At 41.2% G+C, this 18868-nt stretch carries 9 protein-coding genes and 1 pseudogene; 7 read left to right on the top strand and 3 right to left on the bottom strand.

The features are described 5' to 3' along the window. Positions 1-33 precede the first annotated feature (33 nt). Positions 34-738, bottom strand: a complete 705-nt coding sequence (locus tag DXC10_RS04815; protein WP_101544530.1) for an SAM-dependent methyltransferase — start codon at positions 736-738, stop codon at positions 34-36. Continuing rightward, positions 738-1595, bottom strand: a complete 858-nt coding sequence (locus tag DXC10_RS04810; RefSeq protein ID WP_101544528.1) for an enoyl-ACP reductase — start codon at positions 1593-1595, stop codon at positions 738-740. Before DXC10_RS04810 ends, DXC10_RS04815 begins: the two co-directional genes overlap by 1 nt. Positions 1596-1982: 387 nt before the next feature. Between DXC10_RS04810 and DXC10_RS04805 the strand changes: the two genes are divergently transcribed. From DXC10_RS04805 to DXC10_RS04780, 7 genes and pseudogenes are all read left to right on the top strand, one after another. After that, on the top strand, positions 1983-3581 hold the full coding sequence (locus tag DXC10_RS04805) for a glycoside hydrolase family 28 protein (RefSeq protein WP_101544526.1): 1599 nt from the start codon (positions 1983-1985) through the stop codon (positions 3579-3581). Between the two features lie 84 nt (positions 3582-3665). Beyond that, positions 3666-4883 (top strand): annotated as a pseudogene (locus DXC10_RS16480) (DUF4861 domain-containing protein); the annotation flags it as partial. Continuing rightward, complete coding sequence (locus tag DXC10_RS04800; protein WP_233519883.1) at positions 4872-6515, top strand: glycoside hydrolase 43 family protein; 1644 nt, start codon at positions 4872-4874, stop codon at positions 6513-6515. The pseudogene DXC10_RS16480 and the gene DXC10_RS04800, both read left to right, overlap by 12 nt. A gap of 59 nt (positions 6516-6574) precedes the next feature. Beyond that, entirely contained in the window at positions 6575-7228 is a 654-nt protein-coding gene (locus DXC10_RS04795) for an HAD family hydrolase (RefSeq protein ID WP_101544524.1), read from the top strand. A 245-nt stretch (positions 7229-7473) separates the two neighbouring features. Then, positions 7474-10689: a TonB-dependent receptor gene (locus DXC10_RS04790; protein WP_180949220.1), complete on the top strand. Its 3216-nt coding sequence runs from the start codon at positions 7474-7476 to the stop codon at positions 10687-10689. 22 nt (positions 10690-10711) lie between these two features. Beyond that, on the top strand, positions 10712-12481 hold the full coding sequence (locus DXC10_RS04785) for a RagB/SusD family nutrient uptake outer membrane protein (protein WP_101544520.1): 1770 nt from the start codon (positions 10712-10714) through the stop codon (positions 12479-12481). A 33-nt stretch (positions 12482-12514) separates the two neighbouring features. After that, positions 12515-14125, top strand: coding sequence for a DUF4957 domain-containing protein (locus tag DXC10_RS04780; RefSeq protein ID WP_101544518.1), 1611 nt, complete (start codon positions 12515-12517; stop codon positions 14123-14125). 220 nt (positions 14126-14345) lie between these two features. Here DXC10_RS04780 and DXC10_RS04775 read toward each other — a convergent pair whose 3' ends face one another. Then, the gene (locus tag DXC10_RS04775) at positions 14346-18791 is read right to left on the bottom strand and encodes a hybrid sensor histidine kinase/response regulator transcription factor (RefSeq protein ID WP_101544516.1); all 4446 of its coding nucleotides are present in this window, start codon (positions 18789-18791) and stop codon (positions 14346-14348) included. Positions 18792-18868: the final 77 nt, after the last annotated feature.

Below are 18868 nucleotides of genomic sequence, written 5' to 3'. Positions count from 1 at the left end.
TACACCTTCGTTTTTTTATTCCTTCTTTCACTCCTACCTATACAGTAGAAAAATACAAGGTATTTTAGAAAGGTCGGGCACTTTCCCTTGCCATTCTTTTACAGTCTTGGTTTTGATATACTCTCCTTCGCAAGTAATATTTGCCGCAATACAAAGTTTGGTTTGCGGACGGCAATTATGCAGAATATCCTCTACCATCTTATTATTTCGATAAGGGGTTTCAATGAAAAGTTGAGTCTGACTCTCGGCATACACACGCTGTTCGAGCATTTTCAACTTCTTGGCACGTTCACCAGGTTCAATCGGCAAATAACCGTTGAATGCAAAACTTTGCCCGTTGAAACCCGACCCCATGACAGACATAATAATGGAAGAAGGTCCCACCAAAGGAACCACTTTCAGGTTTTTACGTTGAGCGATAGCAACCACATCCGCTCCCGGATCGGCCACAGCCGGACAACCGGCTTCAGATATCACCCCCATCGGGTTTCCCGTTTCAAGAGGTTTCAAATATCCGGAGATATCCTCAGGCGAGGTATGCTTGTTCAACGTGTAAAAAGTAAGCGTATCTATATCTATCTCCCTATCCACCTTTTTCAGAAAACGACGTGCCGAACGCACATCCTCCACTATAAAATGGCGGATACCTGAAATGATCTCCTTATTATAAGAAGGTAAGACCGTCTCAACAGGAGTATCACCCAAAGTAACGGGTAAAAGATAAAGAGCAGATTCCATTATCCGTAAATGATATTTCCATTCTCGTCCTTGTACTCATCCAGCCCCTTTTCATAAGTAGCCATAGCACGAAGGCTCATACCGACACTGGAGAAACCACCATCATGATACAAATTCTGCATGGTAACCTTACGGGTGAGATCAGAAAACATAACGATACAATAGTCTGCACATTCGTCAGCCGAAGCATTACCCAGTGGAGACATACGATTAGCAAAGTCGAACAACTTATCCATCCCCTTCACTCCGGAACCGGCAGTAGTCATTGTAGGAGACTGGGAAATAGTATTGACGCGTACATTATGTTCGCGACCGTAAATGTAACCGAAACTACGAGCGATTGATTCCAACAAAGCCTTAGCATCAGCCATATCATTGTAACCGTAGAACGTACGTTGCGCAGCCACATAACTCAAAGCCAAAATCGAACCATATTCAGCAATAGCGTTCATCTTCTTGGCAGCCTGTATCATTTTATGGAAAGAGATAGCCGAAATATCCAACGTCTTGTCCAACATGTCATAATCAAGATCATCGTAAGTACGTTTTTTACGCACATTGGGAGACATACCGATGGAGTGAAGCACAAAGTCAATCTGACCACCCAACACTTCCATAGAACGTTTGAAGACGTTTTCCAAATCTTCTACACTTGTAGCATCAGCCGCAATCACTTCACAATTCAGTTTCTCGGCAAGAGCCGATACTTCACCCATACGCACAGCGACCGGTGTATTGGATAAGGTGATAGTCGCACCTTCTTCTACTGCTTTTTCTGCTACTTTCCAGGCAATGGACTGCTCATTCAGAGCACCGAATATAATGCCTCTTTTTCCTTTCAACAAATTGTAACTCATACCTATTATTTACTAAAATTCGGCACAAAGATACGAAGTTTCTGCATAAAAGCCCTGAAAGTGTGCAAAGAAAAGGCCAAAACCTCAAAAAATACACCAAAACCAACAATAAGTACACATAGTTTCATTCAAAGCCCGATACATTTGCAATCAGTAATTAAGAGGTTTTTTCATAATATTTATTTAAGGTTAGAATTAGGTTAACATGAATTATTTATTAATTCTTTCGTAAGTTGCTCGTGAGAGTCGCTTACGGGAGAATAATAAAAAAGTGGTAAGCAGAGAGTGAATAGTTGAAAGTCAATAACCCCGAATATGATGAAAACGCCTTTCCTTAATTAACCCGTAATTTGTAATTAATAACTTGTAATTAATATAGTATCACGAATGAACACATTTATAAAAAAACTGGTTGCGCTCATCGTTTTTTCCCTGCCACTGTTACCCATACAACATGCAGTATTTGCGCAAAACGGAAGTTTGATAGACGAAAGTATCTACAAGAACCTTCCTTTCGATATGCCTAAGGTAAAACAACCTTCATTCCCCGATTATACAGTCAATATTTTAGAATTCGGCGCCAAAAGTGATGGCATCACTCTGAATACCCAAGCAATCAACAATGCCATCAAAGCGGTAAATGCCAAAGGTGGCGGTAAAGTCGTCATCCCGGAAGGACTATGGCTGACAGGCCCTATCCAACTGTTAAGTAATGTAAACCTACATACCGAAAAGAATGCATTGGTACTATTTACAGACGATTTCAATGCCTATCCCATCATCAAAACTTCGTTTGAAGGACTGGAAACCCGTCGTTGCCAATCACCTATCTCCGCGATGAATGTTGAAAACATTGCTATTACAGGTTATGGCGTATTCGATGGTTCGGGCGACAGTTGGCGCCCTGTGAAACAAAGTAAACTCACTCCCGGACAATGGAACGAGTTGGTAAAATCAGGTGGTGTAGTAGATAATTCCGTATGGTATCCCACTGCAGGTTCCCTGAAAGGAGCACTGGCTTGCAAGGAATTCAATAATCCTGAAGGTATCGAAACCGAAGAAGAATGGAATGAAATCCGTCCATGGCTGCGTCCGGTATTACTGAATATCGTCAAGAGCAAGAAAGTACTGCTCGAAGGTGTCACTTTCAAGAACTCCCCGAGTTGGTGCCTGCACCCGTTGTCTTGTGAACACATCACTATCAACCAAGTGAAAGTATTCAATCCATGGTACTCTCAGAATGGTGATGCCTTGGATCTTGAGTCTTGCAATAATGCACTGATTATCAACAATATCTTTGATGCTGGCGATGATGCCATCTGTATTAAATCCGGAAAAGATGAAGATGGTCGCAAACGCGGCGAACCTTGCCAGAACGTAATCGTCATGAACAACACTGTATTACATGGACATGGCGGTTTCGTAGTAGGTAGTGAAATGTCCGGTGGTGTAAAAAATATCTACGTTACAGATTGTACCTTCCTAGGTACTGACGTAGGTTTGCGTTTCAAGAGTACCCGTGGTCGTGGTGGTGTGGTAGAAGGTATTTATATCCACAATATCCACATGATTGATATACCTCACGAAGCATTGTTGTTCGACCTTTTCTATGGTGGTAAAGGTGCAGGCGAAGAAACGGAAGAAGAGCTGAAAGACCGTATGCAAGCCGCCATTCCACCGGTAACTGTTGAAACTCCTTCATTCCGCGACATTCATATTTCAAACATCATCTGCAAAGGCTCGGGACGTGCCATGTTCTTCAATGGTCTGCCTGAAATGCCCATCAAAAATGTGACGGTGAAAGATGTGATTATCAGTGATGCTAAAGAAGGTATCATTATCAGTCAAGCGCAAGGTGTAACTCTGAAGAATATCCGTATTGAAACCAAAGGAAACACTCTGAAGGTGAAGAACGCCAAAGAACTGAAAGTAGAAGGAAAGGAATATCCAGTGATTGATGCAAAGGGCAAGACACTGGATTTCTAATTCATCACAGAGAACATAGAGTTTTCTTGAAATGCAGATTAAAAACCTTAAATTTGCATCTTCATCTATTAAACACAATACGTCATGAAAACGACCTTTTTAGCCGGTTTCCTGTTGCTATGTACAGGTACACTTACCGCACAATCACCAACAAGTACCCGAACAATTTCCATAGAAGTCAGTAACACTTGGAACAAAGATAGAACAGATGCCCCCGTCGTACTGAAACTCAACGATCTGAAACCCGGTTTCCAGGTACGTTCCGCTGTAGTAATGAACGGTAATAAAGAAGTTCCTTCACAGTTGGACGATTTGAACGGTGATCTGAAAGCCGACGAACTGGCATTCGTCATCGACATGCCTGCACAGAGTAAGAAAGAACTCACGATCACCTTATCTTCTACCAAGACAGATAAAAATTATCCTACACGTGTTTTTGCCGAACTACTGGTACGTGAGCCCATGAAACAAAAACACGCTCCCATACAGTCGGTCACAGCACCGGGTACCACCAATTTCTATAATATGATATACGGACATGGTCCGATGTTTGAGTCCGAACTTGTGGCATACCGTGTATACTTCAATGCCAAACAGACCGTGGATCCCTATGGGAAATTCCATAAGGGACTGGAAATCAAAGAAAGCCAATTCTACCCCAACGACGAACAACTGGCACGAGGTTTTGGAGATGATGTGCTGATGGTGGGAAACAGCTGTGGCATCGGTACTCTGAAAGGCTGGGACGGAAATAAAGCTATCCATATAGAACCGGTAGCTTTTCGCACTGAACGTATCCTTGCATACGGTCCCGTCCGTACCGTAACCGACATAGAAGTAAAGGGTTGGAATTATCAGGGTAGAGAGTTAAATATGACCAACCGTTATATCCTCTATGCCGGCCATCGCGACCTATTGGTAGAAACGTTCTTCGATGAACCGTTGAAAGACGAAGTTTTCTGTACCGGCGTACAGAATATTATGGGTAACGAGACTCTCACTGATTCTGATCACATGGGATTGATAGGCAGCTGGGGAAGACACTGGCCCGTAAATGATACTGTGAAATATGCCAAAGAAACCGTGGGTATCGCCACTTATATTCCGCAGAAATACGTTCGTAAGGAAGTGAAAGATAAAGATAACTTTCTCTACACTATATCTGCACCAGGCAACGACCGTTTCCATCACTATACAATGTTCACTTCCTGCAAGGAAACATTTGGCTATCCCACACCGGAAGCCTGGTTTGCTTATATGCGAGATTGGAAAGAAGAGTTGGAACACCCTGTGGATGTAAAGCAACTGACAGCCCAAGAAAAAAATTACGTATCCGAAGTATGGGTATCCGATTTGGGAAACGGGAAATATAAAAATCCGGTACTCTATGCTGATTACTCCGATCCTGACGCCTGCCGCGTAGGAGATGATTTCTACCTAACCTCTTCTAGTTTCAACTGCCTGCCCGGTCTCCAAATTCTACATTCCAAAGACCTTGTGAATTGGACTATCATAGGTGCCGCCGTACCATACGCACTAACTCCCACCGAAACGCCCGAACGACCGGAACACGGTAATCGTATATGGGCTCCGGCCATCCGTCACCACAATGGCGAGTTCTACATTTTCTGGGGTGATCCCGACCAAGGTGCTTTCATGGTAAAAGCCAAAGATCCGAGTGGACCGTGGACCAAACCTGTACTAGTAAAACCGGGAAAAGGCATCATCGATACTTGCCCCTTCTGGGACGAAGACGGTAAAGTATACATGGTACATGCCTATGCCGGTAGCCGTGCACAACTGAAAAGTGTCATTGCCATCTGTGAACTGAACGCCGAAGCAACCCGGGCCATCACTCCTTCACGCATCATTTTCGATGGTCACGAGGCACATGAAACCTGCGAAGGTCCGAAGTTCTACAAACGGGGCGATTATTACTACATTTTCCATCCGGCAGGTGGTGTACCTACCGGGTGGCAGGTAGTACTTCGTTCTAAAAATGTATACGGTCCTTACGAATGGAAAACTGTGATGGCACAGGGAAACAGCCCGATCAACGGTCCCCACCAAGGTGCATGGGTGGATACCGTGACCGGTGAAGACTGGTTTCTACACTTTCAAGATGTAGGTGCTTATGGCCGATTGGTACACTTGCAACCCATGAAGTGGGTGAACGACTGGCCTGTTATCGGTATTGATAAAGACGGTGACGGCTGTGGCGAACCTGTATTGACCTATAAGAAACCAGATGTCGGCAAATGTTATCCCATCTGTACTCCGCAGGAAAGTGACGAGTTCGACGGGTACACGCTGTCTCCGCAATGGCAATGGCATGCCAATATCAATGAGAAGTGGGCATACAGCGCAGGCGACCGAAGTGTTATACGTCTATACTCTTATCCGGTAGTAAAAGAATACAAAAACCTGTGGGATGTAGCTAATCTGCTTTTACAGAAAACCCCTTCCAGTAATTTCACAGCCACCATGAAGTTGACCTTCAAACCTATACAGAAGTACAAAGGTGAACGTACCGGACTGATTGTCATGGGAATGGACTATGCCGGGTTAATCTTAGAGAATACAGATAAAGGACTGGTTCTTTCACAGATTTCTTGTCAGAATGCCGACAAAGGTAAACCTGAACAAATAAATGGAAGCGTGAATTTGGCAGATAATACGGTTTATCTGAGAGTGAAATTCAGTACAGATGGAAAGAATATCAAAAGCAGTGAAGGAGGACACGATCTCATGGTGATGTGTAACTTCAGTTATAGTCTCGACGGAAAACAGTATCAACCACTCGGCCAGCCCTTCCAAGCTAAAGAAGGCAAATGGATCGGAACTAAAGTGGGAATGTTCTGTACCCGTCCTGCCATTGTCACCAACGATGGAGGTTGGGCAGATATAGACTGGTTCAGAATTACCAAGAAATAAGTACTGTATCTATCTCACTTTTTATGCGTATATTTGCATTGAATTAATAGGAACAACGTATGAAAAGACTGATAATATTTGATTTAGATGGTACATTACTGAATACCATTGCCGATTTGGCACAAAGTACAAACCATGCTCTGCATGTATTGGGATATCCCACACACGAAGAATCCGCCTATAATTTTATGGTAGGTAACGGAATCAATAAACTGTTTGAACGTGCCCTGCCCGAAGGAGAGAAAAGTGAAGAAAATGTGTTGCGTGTACGTACAGAATTTATTCCTTATTATGATGTGCACAATGCAGACAAGAGCCGTCCCTACCCCGGCATTTCCGGGCTGCTGGAACAATTGCAGGCAAAAGGATTGCATATAGCCGTCGCTTCCAATAAGTACCAGGCGGCCACCGAAAAGCTGATAGCCCACTATTTCCCCGGCATTCGTTTCATCGCTGTATTTGGACAGCGGGAGGGCGTGAACGTGAAACCGGATCCGACCATCGTGGAAGATATTCTTGCTATAACTAAAGTAGAAAAAGAGAGTGTACTCTACGTAGGAGATTCCGGAGTAGATATGCAAACGGCACTCAATGCCGGTGTCACCTCCTGCGGGGTTACATGGGGCTTCCGTCCACGTACTGAACTGGAAAGCTTTCATCCGAATTACATCGTAGACAAAGCAGGGGATATTCTGTCTCTCATTAATCAATAATCACTATTTTTTAATGTGGAATATCCGGGGAAAAATATACATTTCTCCGGATATTCTGCTTTATAACATCATTAGACCGGGCTTTAACATTATAATACCATATAGAAAACAAAAAATACACGCCTAAGAACAAATATTCCACAACTGATATTTTACATTCCGATACATTTGCATCAAACAATTAACAGTGTGTACGAACACACTAAAGAAAAAAATCACTTATTTAATTTATAAACATGCAAAGGATGTCTAACAAAATGAAAAACATGCGCGCATTTCTGCTATCATTACTGGCAGTGATATCGCTTAGCGTATCAGCGCAGAATGTAACCGTGAAGGGTACGGTTACAGACAAAACAGGAGAAACCGTTATTGGTGCTTCCGTAGTACAAAAAGGTAATACCAGTAACGGTACAATTACCGATATCGACGGTAATTTCTCTCTCAGTGTTCCCTCTAATGCTACCTTAGTTATTTCTTATGTGGGAATGACCACACAAGAAATTGCAGTAAAAGGACAAAAAACAATTAATGTAGTTTTAGCTGATGATGCACAGGCTTTGGAAGAAGTTGTGGTTATCGGATATGGTACTGTGAAGCGTAAAGACTTGACAGGTTCTGTAGCAACGGTCAGTTCCGATGTACTGGCTGCTGTTCCAGTGGCTTCTGCCACAGAAGCTTTGACCGGCAAAATGGCAGGTGTACAGATTACCACAACAGAAGGTTCACCAGATGCTGAAATGAAAATTCGCGTACGTGGTGGTGGTTCAATCACAGGTGATAACACTCCATTGTTCATTGTAGACGGTTTTCCTGTGGAATCCATCAGCGATATTCCTGCTTCGGATATTGAAGATATCACAGTTCTGAAAGATGCCTCTTCTACAGCTATCTACGGTTCACGTGGTGCAAATGGTGTAATTTTGGTAACAACGAAGTCTGGTAAAGAAGGAAAAGTCAACGTTAGTTATAACGCTTACTATAGCTGGAAAAAAATTGCCAAGACTCTGGATGTACTTTCTCCAAAAGATTATGCTAAATGGCAATATGAATTGGCAGCTCTTATTAAATCAGATGACTTGAGTTCATATGAGAAATATTTTGGAGCTTATACCGATATGGATATGTATGACAATATTCCATATAATGACTGGCAAGATTTAACATTTGGCCGCACAGGTCATACATTCAATCATAACTTAAATATCAATGGTGGTAGCGATAAAATCAAATATGCATTCAGTTATAGCCATATGAATGATAAAGCTATCATGGAAGGCTCAAATTACAAACGTGACAACTTTAGTTTGAAATTAAATACTAAACCTGTGAAGAATGTAACACTGGACTTCTCCGCGCGTTACTCTGATACTGATATCAAAGGAGGTGGTGCAAATGATGTTAGTAGTACTTACGACTCAGACAAGCGTTTGAAGTACTCTGTAATTTATACCCCAATTCCACTTTCAAATCTGGATTCTTCTGCAGGTAGTTCTGATGATGACTTAGGAAACTTGTATCACCCATTAACTGCTATCTCTGACAATGATCGCGAACAGGAACGTAAAACCTTGAATGTAGCAGCCAGCTTCGGTTGGGAGATCTTTAAGAATTTCAAAATCAAAACAGAAGTCGGTTATGACGATTATCGCAACAGTGACCAACGCTATTGGGGGCTGACTACCTATTATATCAAAAACGTACCATCTGACATTAATCAAGGAAAACCCGCTGCGCAATTTGCGAACACGAACCGTCATAAGTTCCGTAATACCAATACTATCAGTTACGATTTCTCCAAATTATTTAAAGGAGATAGTCATCACTTGAATGCAATGGTAGGTCACGAATGGATTATAACTAAATCTAAAGTATTAACTGATATTATACATGGTTTTCCTGAATCATTCACAGCACAAGATGCATGGAAATACTCCTCACAAGGAGTACCCTTCTCCATAGATAATTATATTAATCCAGATGATAAATTATTGTCTTATTTCGGTCGTGTAAATTATGACTTCGAAAGCAAGTATCTGGTTAGCGCAACATTCCGTGCCGATGGTTCTTCCAAATTTGCTTCAGGTAATCAGTGGGGTTATTTTCCCTCTGCTGCTGTTGCATGGCGTATTTCTTCCGAAAGATTTATGGAAGGTACCAAATCTTGGTTAGATGATTTAAAACTCCGTTTCAGCTATGGTACTGCCGGAAACAATAATATTCCTTCGGGGCAGATGAATTTAAATTATGTATCTTCAGCCACATCATGGATTAATGGTTTCAGTAACTACTGGGCAGCTTCTAAAACAATGCCAAATCCTGATTTGAAATGGGAAACTACTATTACCCGTAATATTGGCATGGATTTCACTGTCCTGGGTGGTAAACTTAATGGTAGTGTGGAAGCTTATTTAAATACAACTAAAGATTTGTTAATCCAATTTCCAGTTTCCGGTACAGGATACGATTACCAATACCGTAATATGGGCAAAACTCAAAACAAAGGTATTGAAGCAACTCTAAACTGGACAGCTATTGAAAAGAAAAACTTCGGTTTGAGCTTCAGCGCTAACATTGGTTTTAACAAGAATGAAATCAAAGATCTTGGCATCATGAACGACTTCGGAGCAGAAACATATTGGGCTTCTTCTGAAATTGGTTACGATTTTTGGATTGCGAAAGGAGGTTCTGTAGGTAAAATGTATGGTTACCGTTCTGCTGGACGTTATGAGGTAAGCGATTTTGAAGGTTACGATGCATCAAGTAAAAAATGGATATTAAAAGATGGAGTAGTGGATGCATCTGCCGTAGTAGGAACTTTACGCCCCGGTATGATGAAATTACAAAATCTTGACGGTAGTGAAGATAACAAAGTAACTTCCGATGACCGTGAAATCATTGGGGACGCAAATCCTCTGCATACAGGCGGTTTTACTATCAATGCTCGTGCATATGGCTTTGATTTGAGTGCAAATTTCAACTGGAGTTATGGCAACGATGTATATAATGCCAACAAAATTGAATTTACCCAAACCGGTAAATACCAGTATCGTAATTTGATTTCAGATATGGCTGATGGAAAACGTTGGACTAATTTAAATGCTGACGGTACAATTTGTAATGATCCCGCCCAACTAGCTGCAATGAATGCCAACACCACCATGTGGTCACCCTATACCGCACGTATGGTGTTCAGCGATTGGGCTGTTGAAGATGCATCATTCTTACGCTTGAATACTTTGACATTAGGATATACCTTACCTAAAGCTCTGTTGAACAAAATAAAGATTCAGAATCTGCGTTTCTATGTAACAGGTTACAACTTATTCTGTATTACAGATTACTCAGGATATGACCCAGAAGTTTCAACTGTCCGCAAAACAAATCTGACTCCGGGGGTTGACTACTCTGCATATCCCAAGAGCCGCCAATTTGTTATAGGTGTTAACTTAAACTTCTAAACTAATAAAAAGAAAGACAAATATGAAAAGATTTATATACATATCACTGTTATCCCTTTCATTGACAGGTATAATGACCTCCTGTGATTTGGATGCTCCAGCACAATCTGCAATGGAAGAGCCTAATTTGTTCAATGTAAAAGAATTGGCAGAAGCTGCCGTAATGGGTATTCATCAATCTTTTGGCGAGACAAACTCATATCGTGGTCGTTTCCTTCCTTATTATGGAATAAATTCCGATATCGAATGGATTAATAATATGGACGCATCAAAAATCGCAGATGATGGTAAATACGAATTATGTACATATGCAGCCCGTCCATCCAATACTCAAATGAATACTGCCAATAATGCTTGGGCCAAATTTTATGAAGGTATAGAACGTGCCAATTTATGCATACGCGGCTTAAAAAACCATTCAAATCTTGAAGATCCTGATTTTGCTCAACTCTTAGGTGAAGCCATTACTTTAAGAGCTGTACTCTATCTTGACTTGATTAAAGGTTGGGGAGATGTTCCCGCACGTTTTGAACCCAATAGTTCTGAAACTGTGTACCTTCCTAGAACCGATAGAGACGAGATCTATCTTCGTCTTTTAAGCGATTTGGACAATGCAGCTGAGATGGTACCTTGGCCAAACGGTTCAGATGTTACTAAAAGTACTGAGCGTGTCAACAAAGCTTTCGTAAAAGGACTCCGTGCCCGGATCGCACTCTATGCAGCCGGATATAGTCAGCGCGCAGATGGTGTACGTAGAAGTACTAATCCAGAATTGAGTGTTGATAAAATGTACACTATCGTAAAAAATGAATGTGAGGATATCATCAAAAACAGTGGTTGTCAGTTAGGAACATTTGAAGAAAATTTCAAGAAACTGTGTCAGGACAATACTACAGCTGGTGGAGAATCTATTTGGGAAATACCATTTGCAAGTGGACGTGGTCGCGTATTATACACATTTGGTGTAAAGCATAATGTTGCTGACCAATATACGTCACAGGCTCAGGGGGGTGTCAATGGTCCGTTACCTTATCTGTTTTATGATTATGATATCCAAGACATACGCCGTGACATAACTTGTGTACCTTACGAATGGGGTAAAGATTTAGTTGATGGAAAAGCCAAACAAGAACTACGTAGTTTAAAAAGTTGGTGTTTTGGAAAATTACGATACGAATGGATGAACCGTATCGTAACTTCCACCAATGATGATGGTGTAAATTGGCAATATATGCGTTTAGCAGACGTTTACTTGATGGCGGCAGAAGCAATTAATGAATTAGATGGTAATCCAGCAAATGCCGCAAAATACTTAAAGCCCATTTTGGATCGTGCTCTACCTGCAAGTAAAGTAACAGCATACATGAACCAAGCAACAGCCAGTCATAATGATTTCTTCAATGCAATCGTTGAACAGCGAGCACTAGAATTTGCGGGAGAATCATTAAGAAAGGCGGATCTTATTCGCTGGAATTTGTTGAAAACAAAATTAGATGAAGCCAAAGAAAAAATGAAGAAATTGGCAAGACGTGAAAGTCCTTATAATGATCTTCCTGAGAAACTCTACTATAAAACTGATACAGATGGAGAGTCTTTACTTTTCTACGGATTAAACCATGGTGAAACAGGTACTGCCCCTGCCGGTTATGAAAACGTTACTTGGATCAACACAGAGAAGTTGCCTGATGCTTTAATTGATGCTCTTTATCAAAAGAACCCTGATGAAAATCAATACTGGCCTATCTGGCAGACATTTGTCGATAGTAGTAACGGTACACTTTCCAACAACTAATATATTGTTGAACATACACATTAAAAGATTATCATGAATAAATTCAAGAAATATACATACCTGTTAGGACTAGCATGTACAGTCCTAACAGTAGCATGCGATGACCAAAGTGAGGAAATTACCTATTTGGAACATAATCACTTATTCGCTCCATTCGGTTTAGAAGCAAAGGTTAACAATACCATTGACGTACGTTTAAACTGGACTGTCAATTCCGAAGCATCGTCCTACGACTTGGAAATCTATGCCAATGATAGCCTAACATTTCAAGGTACCCCAGTACGTACCTATACTGATATCACAGCGGATCAATTACCCTATGATGTTACAGGACTAGAAGGTGATACCAAATATTCAGCCCGAATCATGTCTAAAAGTGAAAAGATTGAAAACTCAAAATGGAATGGTGTTTTTTTCAAGACAGATCCGGAAAAACTTTTAAAAGAGGTTGATGAAGATAATCTTACAGCTTCATCAGTTACTCTATACTTTGAATTAAACAGAACGTTTACCGAAGTGACAGTAACTCCAGAAAAGGGTGAAACCATAAAACAACCCATTTCAAGCCAAGATATTGAAAACGGTTATGTCACTGTAAATGGACTCGCAGGTAACACCAGTTATACAGCTAAATTACTCAACAATGAAAAGAATTGTGGTATACGTACATTTACTACGCTGATTGATCCAGCCACCGCAATAGTTGTATCACCAGAAGGAAAATCCTTGCAAGATGCAGTCGTAGAAGCAACTGCAAACAAGAATCTCATTTTGGTTCAAGCTGGCACTTACAATATTGATGAAGTTATTGTTGATAAAGAAGTACAGATCATAGGTGAACGCTTTAAAGATAAACCGATTTTGGTAGGTAAATTCAATATGGTTGAAGGTTCAGGTATTACAATGCGTAACATCATTATGGACGGAAACAATGCTAAGGTGAAGAGAATGTTCTCGTATGAAGATGGAACTACGGCTAAAGAAGTAAAGGTTGAAGCTTGTGAAATCAGAGGTTACAAAGAAGGTTTATTCGTAATTAATAATACGGCTAAACCTATAACAGTAAGTGCCATCACTATCAACAATAACCTAATCTACGACATAGCTTGTGATGGTGGTGATTTTCTTGATAGTAGATCAGGTTCCATCAAAGCTTTAACAATAACTAACAATACTATCTACAATTGCTCTCAAGTAAAAGCGCGTGAATTCATTCGTATTGACGGAGATGCAGATAAGAAGCCATGGAATCCTGAAATTACCGAATACACCATTAAACTGGAAAACAATACCATTGTCGGTGCTAGTAAGACCTTCAAACGCTTGATGTACGTTAGATACCCAGGTGCAAAAGTTACAATGAAGAGTAATCTGATTACAAACTTCTCCGGTTATCTGAACGATCAGAAATATATTGAAGCTAAAAATATCACAGCTAGTAATAATCGTTACTATAATGCAAAAAATGCTGGTATAATCCAATATAAAAGTGGTGATGAGACAATTAAAGCATTTATAGACGATAACTGCGTAGAAGCCAAGTTCGTTGATCCCAAATTCAAAGATGAAGCAAATGGAAACTTCACTATCACCAATGAAGATCTTATCATTGATAAAGTTGGCGATCCTAGATGGCTAAAATAAAATAGTACTAACCAATCATAAAAGTCTCTGAGACAATGAAGGGAGGACATCGTTGACCGGTGTCCTCCCTTGTTGTTATGTTTCTTATATTCATCCACCCAACCTGCTACGAACATTTATGAACAGTCTTCACATCCTTATGGATATGACTTTGGTCAGATATCCCGACCGGGTATTAGTTGTAACAGACAGTAACAAGAACTATATATCCAAATAGCGCTTACTGTTTCAATACCTTATCCCGATATTCCGTCGGTGTCATTCCCATCTTGTTCTTGAAACACTTGCTGAAGTAACGCGGATCATTGATACCCACCATATATGATATTTGTGTCATGGAATACTCACCGGTTTCTATCAACTGCACGGCACGGTTTATACGCATATCCTTGATAAATTCGATAGGTGCCAAACCAGTCAGCGTTTTCAATTTCTTAAAGAAAACCGAACGGCTGACAGCTAATTCCTGTACTAAATCATCGACTACCAAATCTCCGTTATCCATATTCTTCTCCATCAGCTCCAGAAGTTTATCCATGAATTTACGGTCGTTGGAGGACATAATCGGTGCTTTCTTGTCCTCTGTATCTTCCTCCGGCAAAGAAGCGACACCGGCAGACATCAGATCTTCACGATACAGAGCTTGCAACTTTTTCCGTTGCGTCAGTAGATTTTTCACACGTGCTTTCAGATAGGTGGCACTGAAAGGCTTGGTTATATAATCGTCCGCTCCATATTCCAATCCCTCCAATTTACTTTCGATGGAGGTTTTGGCAGTCAAAAGGACAACAGGAATGTGGCTGGTAGTCATGTCAGCACGTAGCTCACGGGTCATAGCTATACCATCCTTTTCCGGCATCATCACGTCACTGATAATGATATCAGGCAGGAACTTCAATGCCTTACTCCACCCCTCCATACCATTCCCCGCCTCTACGACACGATATTCTGAGGAAAAGATACTACGCAGGAAGAGTCTTAATTCCGAATTATCTTCCACCAAAAGCATGACACCTTTAGAGTTTCCCATTTCTTCTCCTTCAGGCGTTTTTTCTTCCTCCATATGGTCATGAGCCATCTCATCCTGATTACCAACAGGTTTGGCTACCTCCATTCCGGCGGTAGCATCATCCTGCATAAACTCAACAGAATCATCATAATGTTCCTTACCTTTCTGGAAATCAACCTTAAAACAACTTCCCTCTCCCAACTGGCTATCCACTGAAATCAAAGCTTTATGCATTTCAACCAACTCCTTCACCAGTGACAAACCAATACCTGTACTGGACTGATTGAATAGATTACGATCCACCAAATTCTCAAAACGTATGAAAATAGAGTTCTTCTTGCTATCCGCAATACCGATACCTTGGTCTTGTACACCAATTGAAACAGTATTTTCATCCTCATGGATAAAGACTTTTATCATCTTTCCATTTGATGTATATTTAAAGGCGTTAGACAATAGATTAAAGACAATTTTCTCGTACTTATCGACATCTACCCACAAATAGAGTTCTTCTTTCTCCGTCTCAAACAAGAAATCAATCTGATGTTCATCAGCTACGGAATCGAAATTCTCCATAATCTTACGGGTATACGCCACCACCTCAATGCGTTGTACCAGCATTTTCATTTTCTTATTCTGTATTTTACGAAAATCGAGTATCTGGTTAATCAAACGCAACATACGGTTCGTGTTCCGCTCCACCACCTGCAACTGCTCACGGGCATCTGCCGGAAGCGAAGCATTCTCCAACACATATTCTACCGGACCGGAAATCAACGTTAATGGAGTACGCAGTTCATGAGAAATATCCGTAAAGAAGCGCAACTTCATATCCGTCATTTGTTGCTCCATAAATACCCGATGCTTCAAACGATAGATAGTAAACAAGATATAAACGGCAGTTACGATAATCAGCACAATGAACAATACATATAGGAAGTAAGCAAATGGAGTTTCCCAGAAAGAGGGAAGAATTTCGATATCGAGTAAACGCGTATTTTCCGTCCATACTCCATCAGCATTAGTAGAACGTACCTTAAAAACATAGTGCCCTTTCGGCAAGTTAGTATAGGTAGCCATACGCTGTTTGCCCACATAATTCCATGCCTTCTCAAATCCATCCAGAGTATAAGCATACTGTATCTCGAAAGGTGCCGTATAGTCAAGCGCGGCAAACTGTATCGTAAAAATATTCTCCTTATGAGAAAGTTTCAACTCGCGTGTATCATCTAATGCCTTCTGCAATACCGAGCCTTCTCCAGGCAGTACATTTTCATTGGCAACCAGCAGCTTAGAGAACACAATCGGGGGGATATAACTACTTTTACGGATGGAGTCGGGATTGAAAACAAAAATGCCATCACTCGCCCCAAACATGATATTCCCCCACGAAGTATAGGCTGAAGCCGCTTCACTGAACCTGACCTGAAAGGATATACGCTTGTCCACATAATTCTCAAACTTTTCTTCCGCAGGAATAAACTTGCTGACACCATTTTCGGTACTCATCCAAAGATTACCCTTAGCGTCCTCACGTATGGAGAGTAACACATCTGAAGGTAAACCGTTCTGTACACAATAGGATTTGAACATGGCGTGCCCATTTTCGTCAATAGACATCAATTTATTCAGTCCGCCACCAAAAGTAGCCAAATAGAGTTCCTTTTTTCGAGTAGAGATTATCCAATGTACATCATTATTACTCAAGCTATTAACATCATCTGTAACACGTACAAAATGATGGAACACCGCATCCTCTGGAGATTTAAAGTCCGCATTTACCATCAAAGCACCTACGGTAGTACCTATCCAGATATTCCCTTGATGATCGCCGGTTATGAAACGAGCTTTATAACAGTCATCAATGGGATAGCCCTTAAGGTTATTACGATGATTGACAAAGATTTCCCTTCCTCCCTGATTACGCGTCAAGTAATTCACGCCACCAGCAAAAGTCGCTATCCAAATGCGGCCACGTATGTCTTCGTAAACGCAATACACATTGTCGTCACTCAGACTGTAGATGTCATCCTTACGATATTGATAACGAGTCAGCTTATAACGCATTGCCCCTTGCGGCTCCGCTTTCACCAGTCCGTCACCCTTAGTGGCAATCCAAAGATTGTTCTTGCTGTCTTGCCGGATAAAATACACATTTCCTATCAGTGGAGTACCTGTACGGGATACCGTTCCTGCCTCAGTGAGATAGCCGAGCTCTTTATGATTTCTATCGTAGACACGCAGTTTACTATCCTTCAGCCCCACCCATAGGTTATGCTCTTTATCCTCACAAAGAGCACGTACTTCATTACTCAGCGACTCATACCGATGGGGCTCGGGCGTAACCATCCTAAACTGAGAAGGGCGGAAAGTTACCTTTTCCAATCCTTTGGAATGTGTACACATCCACAGATTACCTTGTCTGTCAGAGAAAGCGGAATGAATTTTGTTGGAGAAACGCCAATTTGCATCAGTCAGTCCATTATAGAAAGGACACAAACGATTACTTTCCTTATCAAAACGCGAAAAGCCACCGCCATATGGATGTACCCATACCGTACCGTAAATATCCTCATGTACATGAAAAGCCGGACGTGAACGATCGGTACTGGTAGGTTCCACCTTGATAACTTCTGTTTTCAGTACCTTTGTTTTCGGATTGAAATGGACCACCGTACCGGAAATTTCTTGTTCAAACCATATTTCCGAAGTTCTATCCACATAAACGGAACGAATCGGCACTTTAGGTAGATGGGACGCTTCAAAATGTTCCGTCGTCTTGGATTGGAATTTGTAAATAAAGAAACCATCCGTGGCGGTTACAATCACCATTTCCTGTTCATTCAATTTCCGGATAGCTACAATCCTTGAAGAAACGGGCAACTGAAGTAGCCGGAATTGTCCGTCTTTCTTCTGATAACGCCATACGCGTCCACTACCCGAACCAAAGAATATCTCGTCATTGTGTTCCTGAGCAGCATAAAAGAGCTGCCCGGCAGAAGTTTCCTGTTTGGACGCTTCTACAAAATAAGATACGGATTGTTTGCTTCCCGCCGGAAACATTGTCAATCCGTTATTAGTCAACAACCATTCATTTCCTGAAAGATCTTCGAATACATTATGTATAAACGTAGCTTGCAAAGAACCGTTCTTTTCAGAATACCAGTCTGTCGTCAGGCGATATGTCTCAGGGTTTGTCTTTATTCGGATAGCACCCTCTTTCTCCGTAAGTAACCAGACGGAACCACAAGGCAATATTTTAATAGTGGCAACGGTGGCTGCGGCACCGTCTTTCTCCGTGGCAGGTACTCGTTCGAATACTTCCGAACGAGGATCAAAACGATAGACGTGGTTATCGTATGTCTGCATCCAGAGAAAACCGTATTCATCTTCAAACATCTGATCAATGCGGTTGTTCGTCAAATCGATCTGGTTATCCAACTTTGCTTTATAGGTTCTAAAAGTATACCCGTCGAATTTATTAATTCCGTCCCAGGTAGAAAACCACATATTACCTTTTCTGTCCTGCAAAATACTCATAACGGTATTTTGGGAAAGTCCGTCTTCTGATGAATAATGAGTAAAAAAACAGTCGGGCTGCGATTTGGCCGACAGCGCACATACTAAACTGGCAATCAGATATAAGATTCTTTTCATAATGGATCTATTCTATGCGGTAAAGATACATATTTCAGTGAAAAATCCAGTATCTTTGTTTTTATTTTAAGTACCAA

Origin of the sequence: Bacteroides sp. OM08-11 (genome assembly GCF_003438665.1) — a bacterium.
Taxonomy (GTDB): Bacteria; Bacteroidota; Bacteroidia; order Bacteroidales; family Bacteroidaceae; genus Bacteroides; species Bacteroides cutis.
The sequence above is the reverse complement of the archived record's forward strand: the minus strand, read 5'-3'. Positions and strand labels throughout refer to the sequence as shown.